Annotated in this window: 14 protein-coding genes; 11 read left to right on the top strand and 3 right to left on the bottom strand. The window is 74.5% G+C overall.

Annotated elements, in window-relative coordinates; genetic code table 11:
* The first annotated feature begins 73 nt into the window (after positions 1-73).
* From E1200_RS02315 to E1200_RS02295, 5 genes are all read left to right on the top strand, one after another.
* Positions 74-1,465, top strand: coding sequence for an acyl-CoA synthetase (locus E1200_RS02315; protein ID WP_131950080.1), 1,392 nt, complete (start codon positions 74-76; stop codon positions 1,463-1,465).
* 111 nt (positions 1,466-1,576) lie between these two features.
* Positions 1,577-2,749 (top strand): pyridoxal phosphate-dependent aminotransferase, encoded by a 1,173-nt coding sequence (locus E1200_RS02310; RefSeq protein ID WP_131950079.1) that lies wholly within the window; start codon positions 1,577-1,579, stop codon positions 2,747-2,749.
* A 92-nt stretch (positions 2,750-2,841) separates the two neighbouring features.
* Entirely contained in the window at positions 2,842-3,804 is a 963-nt protein-coding gene (locus tag E1200_RS02305) for a carbamate kinase (protein WP_243708294.1), read from the top strand.
* A 44-nt stretch (positions 3,805-3,848) separates the two neighbouring features.
* Positions 3,849-4,958, top strand: coding sequence for a ring-opening amidohydrolase (locus E1200_RS02300; RefSeq protein ID WP_131950078.1), 1,110 nt, complete (start codon positions 3,849-3,851; stop codon positions 4,956-4,958).
* Positions 4,959-5,023: 65 nt separating this feature from the next.
* Positions 5,024-5,719 carry an SseB family protein gene (locus E1200_RS02295; protein ID WP_131950077.1) on the top strand — a complete coding sequence of 232 codons (696 nt, stop codon included), beginning with the start codon at positions 5,024-5,026 and terminating at the stop codon, positions 5,717-5,719.
* Positions 5,720-5,787: 68 nt separating this feature from the next.
* On the opposite strand, the gene E1200_RS02290 is transcribed toward E1200_RS02295, so the two are convergent.
* A complete protein-coding gene (locus E1200_RS02290; RefSeq protein ID WP_131950076.1) occupies positions 5,788-6,795 on the bottom strand; it encodes a DUF2332 domain-containing protein in 1,008 nt (335 codons plus the stop codon).
* Between the two features lie 79 nt (positions 6,796-6,874).
* Here E1200_RS02290 and aroC point away from each other — a divergent pair, with 79 nt between their 5' ends.
* Genes aroC through aroQ form a run of 4 tightly spaced genes read left to right on the top strand, consistent with a single transcriptional unit; the run spans position 6,875 to position 10,101 of the window.
* A complete protein-coding gene (gene aroC, locus E1200_RS02285) occupies positions 6,875-8,053 on the top strand; it encodes a chorismate synthase (protein WP_131950075.1) in 1,179 nt (392 codons plus the stop codon).
* 31 nt (positions 8,054-8,084) lie between these two features.
* On the top strand, positions 8,085-8,591 hold the full coding sequence (locus E1200_RS02280) for a shikimate kinase (RefSeq protein ID WP_207933096.1): 507 nt from the start codon (positions 8,085-8,087) through the stop codon (positions 8,589-8,591).
* The gene (gene aroB, locus E1200_RS02275; RefSeq protein WP_131950073.1) at positions 8,588-9,661 is read left to right on the top strand and encodes a 3-dehydroquinate synthase; all 1,074 of its coding nucleotides are present in this window, start codon (positions 8,588-8,590) and stop codon (positions 9,659-9,661) included. Before E1200_RS02280 ends, aroB begins: the two co-directional genes overlap by 4 nt.
* The gene (gene aroQ, locus E1200_RS02270) at positions 9,658-10,101 is read left to right on the top strand and encodes a type II 3-dehydroquinate dehydratase (RefSeq protein ID WP_131950072.1); all 444 of its coding nucleotides are present in this window, start codon (positions 9,658-9,660) and stop codon (positions 10,099-10,101) included. The genes aroB and aroQ overlap by 4 nt, the downstream gene beginning before the upstream one ends.
* Here the strand turns inward: aroQ and E1200_RS02265 are convergent.
* Positions 10,098-10,673 (bottom strand): TetR/AcrR family transcriptional regulator, encoded by a 576-nt coding sequence (locus tag E1200_RS02265; RefSeq protein ID WP_131950071.1) that lies wholly within the window; start codon positions 10,671-10,673, stop codon positions 10,098-10,100. The two genes, aroQ and E1200_RS02265, sit on opposite strands and share 4 nt — an antisense overlap.
* A 156-nt stretch (positions 10,674-10,829) precedes the next feature.
* On the opposite strand from E1200_RS02265, the gene E1200_RS02260 reads away from it, so the two are divergent.
* Together E1200_RS02260 and E1200_RS02255 are read left to right on the top strand one after the other, a co-directional pair.
* A complete protein-coding gene (locus E1200_RS02260) occupies positions 10,830-11,495 on the top strand; it encodes an enoyl-CoA hydratase-related protein (RefSeq protein ID WP_131950070.1) in 666 nt (221 codons plus the stop codon).
* 73 nt (positions 11,496-11,568) lie between these two features.
* Positions 11,569-12,615: an LLM class F420-dependent oxidoreductase gene (locus tag E1200_RS02255; RefSeq protein ID WP_131950069.1), complete on the top strand. Its 1,047-nt coding sequence runs from the start codon at positions 11,569-11,571 to the stop codon at positions 12,613-12,615.
* A 59-nt stretch (positions 12,616-12,674) separates the two neighbouring features.
* Here E1200_RS02255 and E1200_RS02250 read toward each other — a convergent pair whose 3' ends face one another.
* Positions 12,675-14,165: an FAD-dependent oxidoreductase gene (locus tag E1200_RS02250; protein ID WP_131950068.1), complete on the bottom strand. Its 1,491-nt coding sequence runs from the start codon at positions 14,163-14,165 to the stop codon at positions 12,675-12,677.
* Positions 14,166-14,192: the final 27 nt, after the last annotated feature.

The following is a 14,192-nucleotide window of genomic DNA, read 5'->3' as shown; positions in this document are numbered from 1 at the left end:
CCTGCTCGGCGAGCACGCTACGACGGGCGCCGGCCTGGCTGGACGAGATGGACCAGAGGGAGAGGGGCGAGTGATGGACCTGCTCAGGGACGCGGGCGGCCCGGTGCGGATCGCCGGGCGGGACCTGCCGCGCGACGAGCTGCTCGGCTGGGCGTCGGCCGTCGCCGCCGAGATCCGCGGCGCGGACTCCGTCGCGGTGCACGCCACGGCGACGCTGGAGACGGCCGCGGCGGTCGTCGGCGGCGTCCTCGCTGGCGTGCCGGTGGTGCCGATCCCGCCCGACTCCGGGCCCGCCGAACGCGCCCACATCCTCGGCGACTCCGGCGCGAGCCTCCTGCTGGCCGCCGGGGACGTCGAACCGGCCGAGGGGGACCCGCCGCGGATCCCGGTCGACACGCTCCCGCGCAACGGCAGCGAGCGGGGCGGAGCGGACGCCGGCGCGACGGCGATGATCCTCTACACCAGCGGGACGACCGGCGCCCCCAAGGGCGTGCTCATCTCCCGGGGCGCGATAGCCGCCGGCCTGGACGCCCTCGCCGAAGCCTGGGCGTGGACGCCCGGCGACGTCCTCGTCCACGGGCTCCCGCTCTTCCACGTGCACGGCCTGGTCCTCGGGGTCCTCGGGCCGCTGCGCGTGGGATCGCCGCTCGTCCACACGGGCCGCCCGCGGCCCGAGGCGTACGCGGCCGCGGCGCGGGACGACGGCGGGAGCCTCTTCTTCGGCGTCCCCACCGTCTGGTCGCGGACGGCGGCCGACCCGTCCGCCGCGCGGGCGCTGCGCGGCGCGCGGCTGCTCGTCTCCGGCAGCGCCCCCCTCCCCGTGCCCGTCTTCGAGCGGCTCGCCGATCTCACCGGGCACCGCCCCGTCGAGCGCTACGGCATGACCGAGACCCTGATCACGGTCAGCGCGCGCGCCGACGGCGACCGCCGCCCCGGCCACGTCGGCACGCCGCTACAGGGCGTCGAGACCCGGCTGAGGGGCGAGGACGGCGCGCCCGTCCCGCACGACGGGGAGACGCCAGGCGAGCTGCACGTCCGCGCGCCGCTGCTGTTCAAGGGCTACCTCAACCGCCCCGACGCCACCGCCGAGTCGTTCGCCGCGGACGGCTGGTTCCGCACCGGCGACATCGCGACGATCGGCCCGGACGGCTGGCACCGCATCGTCGGCCGCGCGTCCACCGACCTCATCAAGAGCGGCGGCTACCGGATCGGCGCGGGCGAGATCGAGAACGCGCTGCTCGCGCATCCCGCCGTCCGCGAGGCCGCCGTGGTCGGCACCCCGCACGACGACCTGGGCGAGCAGGTGACCGCCTACGTGGTGGCCGACGGGGTCGGCGAGAAGCAGCTGATCGACTTCGTGGCGGACAGCCTGTCGGTCCACAAGCGCCCCCGCGCGGTACACCTGGTCGACTCCCTCCCGCGCAACGCGATGGGCAAGATCATGAAAACCCGCCTGACCCCGTAACTCCCACCCCGCCCAACTCCTCGTTGACTTGCGGCGTGTTGCCCTTATGGAGCGCTCCATAAGGGCAACACGCCGCAAGTCAACGGATGCGGTGGGGCTTAGGGTGGCGGCGTGGGTGAGCCTCTTGTTGCGCGCATGCAGGGATTCGGTGAGACGATCTTCGCCGAGATGTCGGCGCTCGCCGTGCGGACCGGTTCGATCAACCTCGGCCAGGGGTTCCCCGACGAGGACGGCCCGAAGGCCGTGCTGGACACCGCCGTGGAGGCGATCCGGTCGGGGGCGAACCAGTACCCGCCCGGCCCTGGGCTGCCGGAGTTGCGGGAGGCCGTCGCCGCGCAGCGGCTCGGGCGGTACGGGCTGTCGTACGATCCCGCCACCGAGGTGTTCGTGACCGTGGGCGCCACCGAGGGGATCGCGGCGTCGGTGCTGGCGCTGGCCGGGCCGGGCGACGAGGTCATCGTGTTCGAGCCCTACTACGACTCCTACGCCGCCGTCATCGCGCTCGCCGGGGCGGTCCGCAGGCCGGTGACGCTGCGCCCGGTGGAGGGCCGGTTCACCTTCGATCCCGACGAGCTGCGCGCCGCGGTCGGCCCGCGCACGCGGGCGATCCTCGTCAACTCGCCGCACAACCCGGCCGGGACCGTGTTCACCCGCGCCGAGCTGGAGGCCATCGCGGACGTCTGCCGCGAGCACGACCTGGTCGCGATCACCGACGAGGTCTACGAGTACCTTACGTTCGACGGCACCGAGCACATCCCGCTCGCCACGCTCGACGGGATGCGCGAGCGGACGGTGGCGGTGTCGTCCGCGGGCAAGTCGTTCTCCGTCACCGGGTGGAAGACCGGGTGGGTGACCGCGCCCGCAGCGCACATCCGCGCCGTCCAGACGGTGAAGCAGTTCCTCACCTACGCGGTCAGCGCGCCCTACCAGCGCGCCGCCGCGTACGCGCTGGCCAACGAGATCCCCTGGGTCGAGGAGCTGTGCGGGTCGCTGCAGGCCAAGCGGGACCGCCTCGTCACCGGGCTGGAGGCCGCCGGGTTCACCGCGTTCCGGCCGCAGGGCACCTACTTCGTGCAGGCCGACATCCGGCCGCTGGGGTTCACCGACGGGATCGAGCTGACCCGCGCCCTGCCGGAGAAGGCGGGCGTCGTCGTGATCCCCTCCCAGGTGTTCTACGACGACGCCGAGGCGGGCGCGCACTTCGTCCGGTTCGCGTTCTGCAAGCGGGACGAGGTCATCGACGCGGCCGTCGAGCGCCTCGCGGGCCTCGGCGCGCGCCGCTGAAGCGCGCCGGGGGAGAAGTGCCGAAGAAACCGCGCCCGTTGGGCGATTTTCGCCCGTGAGCGCCGCCCCCCGGCGCGGCTAGCGTTCGGCGCGTGACCTGGACAGGCGGGGGGACGCCCGGCGGCGCGCGCGTCATGATCGCCCTCGGCGGCAACGCAATGACCGCGTCGGACGGCAGTGCCACGCCGGACGCCCAGGCGGCGGCGATCGAGCGGGCGATGGCCCCGGTCGCGGACCTGGTCGCGGCGGGCGCCCGGGTCGCGCTCACGCACGGCAACGGCCCGCAGGTCGGCAACCTGCTGATCAAGAACCGGCTGGCGGCGGGCGTGGTCCCGCCCGTCCCGCTGGACTGGTGCGGCGCGCAGACCCAGGCCACCGTCGGCGTGATGATCATGAACGCGCTGGAGCGGGCGCTGGCCGCGCGGGGCGCGTCCCGCCCGGTGGCGACGATCGTGACCCGGACGCTCGTGGACGCGGCCGACCCCGGGTTCGCCGACCCGGCCAAGCCCGTAGGGCGCTACTTCCCGGAGAGGCAGGCACGGTCCGCGATGGAGCGCGGCGAGGTGTGGCGGCCGTTCGGGGAGCGCGGCTGGCGGCGCGTCGTCGCCTCGCCGGAGCCTTTGGAGATCCTGGACGCCGGCGCCGCGGCGGCCCTGCTGGACGCCGGCCACATCGTCGTCGCGGCCGGGGGCGGCGGCGCGCCCGTGGTGCGGGCCGGCGGGACGCTGCGCGGCGTCGAGGCCGTCGTCGACAAGGACCTCGCGGCCGAGCTGCTCGCCCGGCGGCTCGGCGCCGACGTCCTGGTCATCGCGACCGACGTGGAGCACGCGATGACCGGGTACGGCACCCCGGACGAGCGGCCCCTGCACCGGACGACGGCCGCGGAGCTGGCCCGGCTCGCCGCGGCCGGGCACTTCGCCGGCGGCAGCATGGGCCCGAAGGTGGAGGCGGTGCGGCGGTTCGTCGCCGCGGGCGGGCGGCGCGCCGCGATCGCGTCGCTGGCGCGGCTGGGCGACGCCGCCCGCGGCGCCGCCGGAACGGTCGTCGAGGCGTGACCGGGGTAGACACCGAGTGACCAGAGCAGCTGAGGAGCGATGACGTGCCCGATCCGATCGAAGTCCGCAAGATCCCCATCGAGAGCGTGACCGACGCGTCCGGGCTCGCCCGGCTGATCGACGACGGCGTCCTGGAGGCCGACCGGGTGCTCGCCGTCGTCGGCAAGACCGAGGGCAACGGCGGCGTGAACGACTACACCCGCCTGCTGGCCGACCGCGCGTTCCGCGAGGTGCTCATCGAGAAGGGGACCCGCCCGGCGGACGAGGTGGGGCGCGTCCCGCTGGTGTGGTCGGGCGGCACCGACGGCGTCCTCAGCCCGCACGCCACCGTGTTCGCCACCGTCGACCCGGCGAAAGCGCCCAAGACGGACGAGCCGCGCCTTTCGGCCGGCGTCGCGATGAGCGACGTGATCCGGCCCGAGGACATCGGGCGTCCCGCGATGGTCGAGACCGTCGCCGCCGGCGTCCGCGAGGCCATGAAGACCGCCGGGATCGACGACCCCGCCGACGTCCACTACGTCCAGACCAAGACGCCGCTGCTCACCCTCGAAACCATCAACGACGCCAAGTCCCGGGGCCGCGACGTCGTCACCGAGGACACCCTCAAATCGATGGACATCTCCAACTCCACGACGGCCCTCGGTATCGCCGTGGCGCTCGGCGAGATCGAGCCGCCCTCCGCCGGGCAGATCCACAAGGACCTGTCGCTGTACTCGTCGGTGGCCTCCTGCTCGTCCGGCGTGGAGCTCGACCGGGCGCAGATCGTCGTCGTCGGCAACGTGCGCGGCATCGGCGGCCGGTACCGCGCCGGGCACGGTGTGATGAAGGACGCACTCGACGCCGACGGCGTCTGGGACGCGATCCGGACCACCGGCCTCGACCTGCCCGAGCGGCCCCGCACCGCCGACCTCGGCGACCGGCTCGTCAACGTGTTCATCAAGTGCGAGGCCGACCCGAGCGGCTCGGTCCGGGGGCGCCGCAACATCATGCTGGACGACTCCGACGTGCACTGGCACCGGCAGATCAAGGCGTGCGTCGGCGGCGTCGCGGCGTCCGTCACGGGCGACCCCGCGGTGTTCGTGTCGGTCGCGGCCGTCCACCAGGGGCCGTCCGGCGGCGGCACCGTCGCGGCCATCGCCGACCTCGGCGGGTAGCCCGAAGCCGGATCGTGCCCGGATAGTCACCCACGGTGCCCGGCGGAGGCTATAGCCTTCCTGGCGTGTCCGGACTGACGATTCCCCAACCACAGTTCCCCGAGGACGACGGCGCCGCCGACCCCCGGCTGTGCGAGGCGCTCGCCGGGTACGCGGCGGGGCGCGTCGCCGTCCACACGGTGCTGCACCGGCTGCGCAAGGCGCGGCTGCTGGTGCCCGTCGTGGCCGTCCTCACCGAGGAGGAGGACGTGCCCCCCGGCGGGCTGCGCCGTGAGAAGTCGAGCGACATGGCGCTGCCCACGCTGATCGGCGACGACGGCCGGCGCGGCGTGCTCGGCTTCACCTGCACCGAGACGATGAAGGCGTGGCGCGCCGAGGCCCGTCCCGTCGCCGTCCGCGCCGAGGAGGCGTGCCGCGCCACCCTCGACGAGGGCGCCGACGCCCTGGTCGTGGACGTGGCGGGCCCCGTCCCGTTCGCCGTGGACGGCCTGCGCCTGCACCTGCTCGCCGAGGGCCGCCCCATCCCGGCGCCGCACGAGGACCCCGACGTCCTCGCCGCCGTGGAGGCCGCGTTCGGCACCGACCAGTCGGTGACCGGGGTCCGCGTCACCCAGGGCACGTCCGCCGACGTCGCCGTCCGGTTCGCCGTCGTCCCCGGCCACGACGAGCGCCGCACCGTGCAGCGCGTCTCCGACCGGCTCGCCGAGGTGCTGCGCGGCCGCATCGTCGGCGGCGTCGAGCTGAACGTCGTCCGCCGGTAGGCCGCCCGCCGGAGAGCCTGCCGGGGTCGTCTCCGGTGACGACCGCGATCGACCGGGCTCCCGGGGCGCTAGAACCAGGTGAGGGGCAGGCCGTGGGCCGGGCCCTGACCGAGGACGGTCTCGCCTCCGTCCGGCCACAGGCGCAGCGTCACCACCTGCGTGGCGTCCAGGCGGGACGGCACGCGGCCCTCGAAGGACAGGTGCGCGACCGGTGCGTCCGGGGTGGCCGCCGCCCCGGCGCGCTCCACGTGGCCGCGGAGCCGGGCCGCCTCGTCCTCGCCCAGGTAGGCCCACATCGTCGAGTGCCACACGACCGTCGCCACGCCCGGCTCCGGGGCCAGGTCCGCCAGGAAGTCGGCGGCGCCGGCCCGCACGACCGTCGCCGGGACCCGCGCGGCCACCTCGAACGCCGCCCGCAGCCGCTCCACCCGTGCCGCCTGGTCGGGCCATACGTACGACAGGAGCAGCCGCTGCGCGTCCGGCGCCGCCGGGTCCAGCGGGGACGGGTCGCACCCCAGCCGCTCGGCGATGGCGAGGGGCGCGTCCACCGGGGGAAGGCCCCGCCAGGCGTCCTCCAGCACGACCGGCGACTCGGGCCCGTACGCGCCGCTCCCGTGCCGGAACCGGAAGTGGTCCGCGCGCAGGTTCAGGCCCGCGCTGGCGCCGAGCTCCAGCAGCCTGACCGGCAGGCCCGTCGCCGCGGCCACCGAGAGCAGCCCGCCGACCAGCGGGGACGCCCGGCCGACCTCGTTCGTCTGCGGCGGGTCGCCGAGCCCTTCCCGGATCTCCGCCGCGTGCTCGGCCAGCACCGCGCGGAACGCCGGCCAGGCGGCGAGCGGGTCCGCCGTCCCGCCCGCGGTCGGGTAGTGCGCCGCGAGGTCCGGCGCCCGGCCCTCCAGGACGAGCCGGTGCACCGTCCCCAGCATCCGCAGGACCGACGCCGGCTCCGGCCGCCCGTCCAGCACCCCCGCCACGGCCCCGCCGGGGTCGTCCGCCGCCCGCGCCAGCAGCTCCGCGTACATCGGCGACCCCAGCTCCGCGCATCCCCGCGCCTGGGCGAGCAGCTCTTCCCTCATCGCCCCCACCTCCGCCGCCGAGCCTCTCAGATGGTGGACGGCGGCACGGGCGGGGGCGCGGAGTCAATAGGATCGGGGCATGCTGCGCTGGTTGACTGCGGGGGAGTCCCACGGCCCGGCCCTGACCGCGATCGTGGAGGGGCTGCCGGCCGGTGTGCGCGTGACCTCGGGGGAGATCGCCGAGGAACTGCGCCGCCGCCGGCTCGGGCACGGGCGGGGCGCCCGGATGAAGTTCGAGCAGGACCAGGTGACGATCGTCGGCGGCGTCCGGCACGGGGTGACCCTCGGCGGCCCGGTCGCGATCGAGGTCGGCAACACCGAGTGGCCGAAGTGGGAGACGGTCATGTCGGCAGACCCCGTCGACGCCGAGGTCCTCGCCGCCCAGGCGCGCAACGCCCCGCTCTCCCAGCCGAGGCCCGGTCACGCCGACCTCGCCGGCATCCAGAAGTACGGCTTCGACGACGCCCGGCCGGTGCTGGAGCGGGCGAGCGCGCGGGAGACGGCGGCGCGGGTCGCGCTCGGCACGGTCGCCAAGGCGTTCCTCAAGCAGGCCCTCGGCGTGGACGTGCTGAGCCACGTGATCGCGCTCGGCGAGGTCGCCGCCCCCGAAGGCGTCCTGCCCGGCCCCGGCGACCTCGCCCGGGTCGACGAGAGCCCCGTGCGCTGCTTCGACGAGGCGGCCTCGGCGGCGATGGTCGCGCACATCGACGACACCAAGAAGGCGGGCGACACCCTCGGCGGCGTCGTGGAGGTCCTCGCCTACGGGCTGCCGCCCGGCCTCGGCAGCCACGTCCACTGGGACCGCCGCCTCGACTCGCGGCTCGCCGGGGCCCTGATGGGCATCCAGGCGATCAAGGGCGTCGAGCTCGGCGACGGGTTCACCACCGCGCGGCGCCCCGGCTCGCGCGCGCACGACGAGATCGACGGCACCCCCGGCGGCGTCCGGCGGCGGACGAACCGCGCCGGCGGCGTCGAAGGCGGCATGACGACCGGCGAGGTGCTGCGGGTCCGGGCCGCGATGAAGCCGATCTCGACCGTGCCGCGCCGCCTCGACACCATCGACGTGCGGACCGGCGAGCCCGCCAAGGCCATCAACCAGCGCAGCGACGTCACCGCCGTGCCCGCCGCCGGAGTCGTCGCCGAGGCGATGGCGGCGCTGGTCCTCGCGGACGCGGCGCTGGAGAAGTTCGGCGGCGACTCCGCCGAGGAGACCGCCCGCAACCTGCGGGGATACCTGTCCTCGCTGCCCGTCAAGTGAACGCCCGCCAAGTGAACTGGATCCGCTGACCATGCGACCGAAGGCAGTCATCATCGGGCCGCCCGGCTCCGGCAAGACCACGATCGGCGGCGCGCTCGCCGAGCGGCTCGGCGTCGCGCTGCGCGACACCGACGCCGACGTCGAGCGGGCGGCGGGCAAGCCGATCGGCGAGATCTTCATCGACGACGGCGAGGAGCGGTTCCGCGAGCTGGAACGCGCGGCCGTCGCGGCGGCGCTGGCCGAGCACGAGGGCGTCGTCGCGCTCGGCGGCGGCGCGATCCTCGCGGCGGAGACGCAGCAGGCGCTCGCCGGGCAGACCGTGGTCTACCTGCGGGTCGGGCTGTCGGAGGCGATCAAGCGGGTGGGGCTCGCGTCGGCGCGGCCGCTGCTGGTCCTCAACCCGCGCAGCCAGATGCGCAAGCTCCTGGAGGAGCGCCTGCCCGTCTACGAGCGGCTCGGCACCGTGCAGGTCGACACGGACGGCCGCGAGCCCGCCGACGTCGTGGACGAGATCATCACCGCTCTGGGGGACGCGTGACGCAGGCGCGGGTGCACGTGGGCGGGGCCGACCCGTACGACGTCGTCATCGGGACGGGGGTCCTCGGCGAGCTGCCCGCGATGGTCGGCGAGCGCGCCCGCACGGTCGCCGTCGTCCACGCCGAGGGGCTGCCGGAGATCGCCCGTCCCGTCCGCGGCGCGCTGGAGCGGGCCGGGTACACCGTGCACGCGCTGCCCGTCCCGGACGGGGAGGCCGCCAAGGAGGTCGGTGTCCTCGCGGGCCTCTGGTCGTCGTTCGCCCAGGCCGGCATGACCCGCACGGACGTCGTCGTCGGCGTCGGCGGCGGCGCGACCACCGACCTCGCCGGGTTCGCCGCGGCGTCGTGGCTGCGGGGCGTGCGGGCGGTGCTGGTCCCGACGACGCTGCTCGGCATGGTCGACGCGGCGGTCGGCGGCAAGACCGGCATCAACGTCCCGGAGGGCAAGAACCTCGTCGGGGCGTTCCACCCGCCGGCCGGGGTGCTGTGCGACCTGGCCACGCTGCCGACGATGCCCCGCGAGGACTACATCAGCGGCCTCGCCGAGATCATCAAGGCGGGGTTCATCGCCGACCCGAAGATCCTGGAGCTGGTCGAGGACGACCCGGCGGGCGCCGCGTCCCCGGACGGCCCGCACACCCGCGAGCTGGTGGAGCGCGCCGTCCAGGTCAAGGCGGACGTGGTGTCCGCCGACCTGAAGGAGAGCGGCCTGCGGGAGATCCTCAACTACGGCCACACCCTCGCCCACGCCATCGAGAAGGCGGAGGACTACCGGTTCCGGCACGGCCACGCCGTCGCGATCGGCATGGTCTACGCCGCCGAGCTGGCGCGGCTCGCCGGGCGCCTCCCGGCCGGCGCGGTCCGGCGGCACCGCGACGTGCTGGCCTCCGTCGGCCTGCCGGTCTCCTACGCCGCCGAATGGCCCGGCCTGCGCGCCACCATGAGCATCGACAAGAAGTCCCGGGGCGCCACGCTCCGCTTCGTCGTCCTCGACGGCATCGCCGAGCCGGGCCGCCTGGAGGCCCCCGCCGAGGAACTGCTGGCCGCCGCCTACCGGGAGATCACCCGATGACCCGCGTGTTCGTGCTGAACGGGCCCAACCTGCGCCGCCTCGGGACCCGCGAGCCCGACAAGTACGGGACGACCGGCTTCCACGAGCTGGCCGACCTGTGCCGCGACACCGGCCGCCGCCTCGGCCTCCACGTCGAGGTCCGGCAGACCGACGACGAGGCCGAGATGCTGCGCTGGGTGCACGAGGCCGCCGACGAGCGCGTCCCGGTGGTGCTGAACCCGGCCGCCTTCACCCACTACTCGTACGCGCTGCGCGACGCGCTCGCCCAGCTCGACGCGCCGCTCATCGAGGTGCACATCACCAACCCGGCGGCGCGCGAGGAGTTCCGCCACACCTCCGTCGTCGCGGGCGTCGCGACCGGCACCATCGCCGGCTTCGGCACGATGTCGTACGTCCTGGCGCTGCGGGCCGTCGCGGAGCTGGCCGCCGGGGACTCCTAGCCCTCCCGCACCGCCTTGCGGGTCATGTCCTTGAGCTCGGTGACGACGTCGTCGAGGGGGGCGACGTCGCGGTGCGCGCGGCACAGGATCGTGGCGCCCTCGACCGCGGCGACGATCAGCCGGGCGAGGCGGGCGGCGCGGTCGTCGGCGACCCCGGCGTTGCCGAGGCCGGTGGCGAGGGTGTCCTGCCAGCGGCCGAACGCCGCCGCGGCGGCCTTGGCGAGCTGCGGGGCCTCGTCGTGGCTCTCCACGGTCACGGCGACGACCGGGCAGCCCGCGCGGAACTCGCTCTTGATCAGGACCTGCCGCCACCAGCCGACGAAGGCGTCCACGGCGGACGCGGGGTCGCCGCCCTCGGTGGCGGCGAGGATGCCGGCGTTGAGGAAGTCGCCGGCGTAGCGCACGGCCTCCTCGGCGAGCTGCGCCTTGCCGCCGGGGAAGTGGTGGTAGATCGACCCGCGCGGCGCGCCGCTGTGCGCGATCACGTCGCGGAAGCCGGTGCCGCTGTAGCCGCGCTCGCGGAAGAGGAAGGCGGCGCTGCGCACCATGCGTTCCCGGCTGTCGGTCCCCATGGCCTGATTATGACATTCATCATAGGGTGTTCGCGTTGACCATGACGCATGTCATAGGAACCCTGGCATATGCCGGACGTCATACGGACCGTCATACGGGCCGTCACCCGGGGCGTCCGCGCCGGCGGCCACCGGGCAGGGACGAAGGAGAGACGCGTGATCGACCTCCAGCGCGACGGGGACGTGTACGTCCTGCGCTTCGACGCGGGCGAGAACCGCTTCAGCCCCGACTTCCTCGGCGCCGCCGAGGGCGCGCTCGACACCGTGGCGAAGAACGACGGGCCGGGCGCGCTCGTCACCGTCGGGACCGGCAAGTTCTACTCCAACGGCCTCGACCTCGACTGGCTCGGCGCGAACCAGGACAGGTTCGAGGAGTACCTGGGCCGCGTCCACGGCCTGTACGCCCGCGTCCTGGCGCTGCCGATGCCCACGGTCGCCGCGCTCAACGGGCACGCGTTCGCGGGCGGCGGGATGCTCGCCCTCGCCCACGACTTCGCCGTCATGCGGACGGACCGCGGCTACTTCTGCCTGCCCGAGGTCGATCTCGGCATGTCCTTCACGCCCGGGATGAGCGCGCTGATCCAGGCGCGCCTGCCGAAGCGCACCGCCCACGAGGCGATGCTCACCGGGCGCCGGTACACGGCGGAGCAGGCGGAGGCGGCCGGGATCGTCCAGCGCACCGCCGCCGAGGCGGAGGTGCTGCCCGCCGCGGTCGAGTGGGCGGCGTCCCTGGCGGGCAAGAACGGCGGGACGGTGGGGAAGATCCGCGCGGGGCTGTACGGGCCGGTGCTGGCCGCGCTGCGCGGGCCGGCCTTCGGCTGACCCTCGCCCCGGGCGGGCCGCCGGAGTAGGTTACGTTCGGCTGAATCAGATTCGGTTACGGGAAGGGACGTCGATGCGCATCGGGATGGCGCTCAGCTACTCCGGCGGTTTCAAGGAGACCGTCGAGGAGCTCGCCGACTACGAGAAGGCCGGCCTCGACATCGTCTATGTCGCGGAGGCGTACAGCTTCGACGCGGTGAGCCAGATGGGCTACATCGCCGCGAAGACCCAGCGGCTGGAGATCGCCTCCGGCATCCTCAACATCTACTCCCGGACGCCGACCGCGATCGCGCAGACCGCCGCCGGCCTCGACTACGTCTCGGACGGGCGGTTCACGCTCGGCATCGGCGCGTCCGGCCCGCAGGTCATCGAGGGCTTCCACGGCGTGCCCTACACCGCGCCGCTCGGCCGCACCCGCGAGATCATCGACATCTGCCGGAAGGTGTGGCGGCGCGAGCGCGTCCAGCACGACGGGAAGCACTACCAGCTGCCGCTGCCGGAGGGGCAGGGCACCGGCCTCGGCAAGGCCCTCAAGATCATCAACCACCCGGTGCGGGCCGACATCCCGATCATGGTCGCCGCGATCGGCCCGAAGAACGTCGAGCTGACCGCCGAGATCGCCAACGGCTGGGAGCCGATCTTCTACATGCCGGAGAAGGCCAAGGACGTCTGGGGCGAGTCCCTGGCCGCCGGGAAGGCCAAGCGCGACCCGGCCCTCGGTGAGCTGGACGTCGTCGGCCAGTCCCCGCTCGCCATCGGCGACGACGTGCAGGGCTACCTGGAGTTCGGCCGCCCGATGGCCGCGCTGTACATCGGCGGCATGGGCGCCAAGGGGAAGAACTTCTACAACAACCTGGCCCGCCGGTACGGCTTCGAGAAGGAGGCCGAGGAGATCCAGGACCTGTACCTGGACGGCAAGAAGGACGAGGCCGCCGCCAAGGTCCCGCAGGAGCTGCTGGAGAAGATGTCGCTCATCGGCTCCGAGGGCCACGTCCGCGAGCGGCTCGCCGCGATGAAGGAGTCCGGCGTCACCACGCTGAACGTCTCCCCGATCGCGGGCGACCACAAGGGCCGCCTCGCCCTCGTCGAGAAGGTCAAGGAGATGGCCGCCGACCTGTAGGCGCGCCCTCCCCGCCCGGGGTCCGGCCGCCGCGCGGCGGCCGGACCCGGGCCCGCGGCCTAAAGGACGGCCTGGACCTCCCTGGCGGCGCGCTCGCCGGAGCGGACGGCGCCGTCCATGTAGCCGGTCCAGTAGTCGGACGTCTCGGTGCCCGCCCAGTGGATCCGGCCGCACGGCGCGCGCAGCGCGGGCCCGAAGGCGGTGAGCGCGCCGGGCGGGGCGACGCCGGTCGGGCCGCCGCCGCTCCACATCTCGTTGTCCCAGCGCTGGAACGCCGTCATCCGGGGGGACGCGGCCTTGTCGCCGAACAGCTTGGTGAACGAGGCGAGGCCCGCGCTGCGGATCTCGTCCGCGGTGGCGCCGTCCAGCCGCCGGATGTTGGCCTGGTTCATGAAGCCCATCAGGATGCCGCGCGACCCGTCCGGCGGGCTGTTGTCGAACGTCGCGTCGATCGCGCCGCTGTCGGCGATCGCCTGCCCGGTCAGGCCGTCCGCCCGCCAGAACGGCGTGTCGTAGACGCCGATGAACTTGGCGATCGAGCCCATCGGGTACCGCTGCATCAGCTGCGCGCGGCTCGCGGGCAGCGCCGGCGAGTAGTCGATCTTGTCGGCGATGGCCGGGGACATCGCGACCACGACCCGCTTGGCCGCCACCGTGATCCCGTCCGCGGTCACGGTCACGCCGTCCTGGCCGGTCTCGATCGACCGCACCGGGCAGTTGTAGCGGACGATCCCGCCGAGGCTCGCCGCCAGCCGGATCGGCACCTGCTCCGGGCCCCCGGCGAACCGGGACTCCTGCGCGCCGCCCTTGGTGTTGATCAGCCGGTCGATCGTCCCGGGGGTGGTCTCGTTGCCCGCGGCGGCGGCGTAGTGCAGCAGGTACAGCAGCGACACCTCCTGCGAGCGCATCGACAGCGTCGAGGAGGCGAACGCGTCCATCAGGAACCGCGCGCCGCCGCTCAGCGAGTTGGACCGGGACCAGGTGTAGAACGTCTGGGCGTCCCACTCCTCGGCCTTCGCGGCCTTCCACGGCTCGCCGACCGGCACCTGCTTGATCATGTCGCCGAGCTTCAGCAGCGCGATCTGCAGGTCGATGACGCCCCAGTCCGGCGGGACCGCGCCGAGGATGCCGTCGGTCTCGTACAGGGACCGCTTGCCGTTGCGGAAGTAGACGTTCTTCCCGGTGTTGTAGGTCGGGAAGGTCTCCACGCCCATGTCGCGGGTGAGCGCGGCGATGCGGTCCTGGGTGGGGCCGATGAACTCGGCGCCGCCCTCGGTGGTGGTGCCGTCGCCGAGCGGGAGCCCGTAGACGCGCCCGCCGGGCCGGTCGCGGGCCTCCAGGACGAGCACCGACCGCCCGGCGGCGACGAGGTCGCGGGCGGCGGTCAGGCCGGACAGTCCGGCGCCGACGACCACCACGTCGGCGGTGGCGGGCGCGGCGGCGGGCGCGGTGCGGGCGGCGGCGGCCGGCGCCGCGGCCGCGGAGGCGACGGCTCCGGCGGCGGTGAGCGCACCTGTGCCGAGCAGTCTGCGGCGGCTGACTCGGGTCACGTGATCCTCCTGGGGGGAGTCCGGGCG

The organism is Actinomadura sp. GC306 (assembly GCF_004348665.1).
Taxonomy (GTDB): Bacteria; Actinomycetota; Actinomycetes; order Streptosporangiales; family Streptosporangiaceae; genus Spirillospora.
The sequence above is the reverse complement of the archived record's forward strand: the minus strand, read 5'-3'. Positions and strand labels throughout refer to the sequence as shown.

Excerpts from the sequence above, each read along its gene's own strand:
- E1200_RS02315 (WP_131950080.1), top strand. The coding sequence starts at position 74 with ATGGACCTGCTCAGGGACGCGGGCGGCCCGGTGCGGATCGCCGGGCGG.
- E1200_RS02290 (WP_131950076.1), bottom strand. The coding sequence starts at position 6,795 with ATGAGGGAAGAGCTGCTCGCCCAGGCGCGGGGATGCGCGGAGCTGGGG.
- aroC (WP_131950075.1), top strand. The coding sequence starts at position 6,875 with ATGCTGCGCTGGTTGACTGCGGGGGAGTCCCACGGCCCGGCCCTGACC.
- E1200_RS02280 (WP_207933096.1), top strand. The coding sequence starts at position 8,085 with ATGCGACCGAAGGCAGTCATCATCGGGCCGCCCGGCTCCGGCAAGACC.
- aroQ (WP_131950072.1), top strand. The coding sequence starts at position 9,658 with ATGACCCGCGTGTTCGTGCTGAACGGGCCCAACCTGCGCCGCCTCGGG.
- E1200_RS02265 (WP_131950071.1), bottom strand. The coding sequence starts at position 10,673 with ATGGGGACCGACAGCCGGGAACGCATGGTGCGCAGCGCCGCCTTCCTC.
- E1200_RS02255 (WP_131950069.1), top strand. The coding sequence starts at position 11,569 with ATGCGCATCGGGATGGCGCTCAGCTACTCCGGCGGTTTCAAGGAGACC.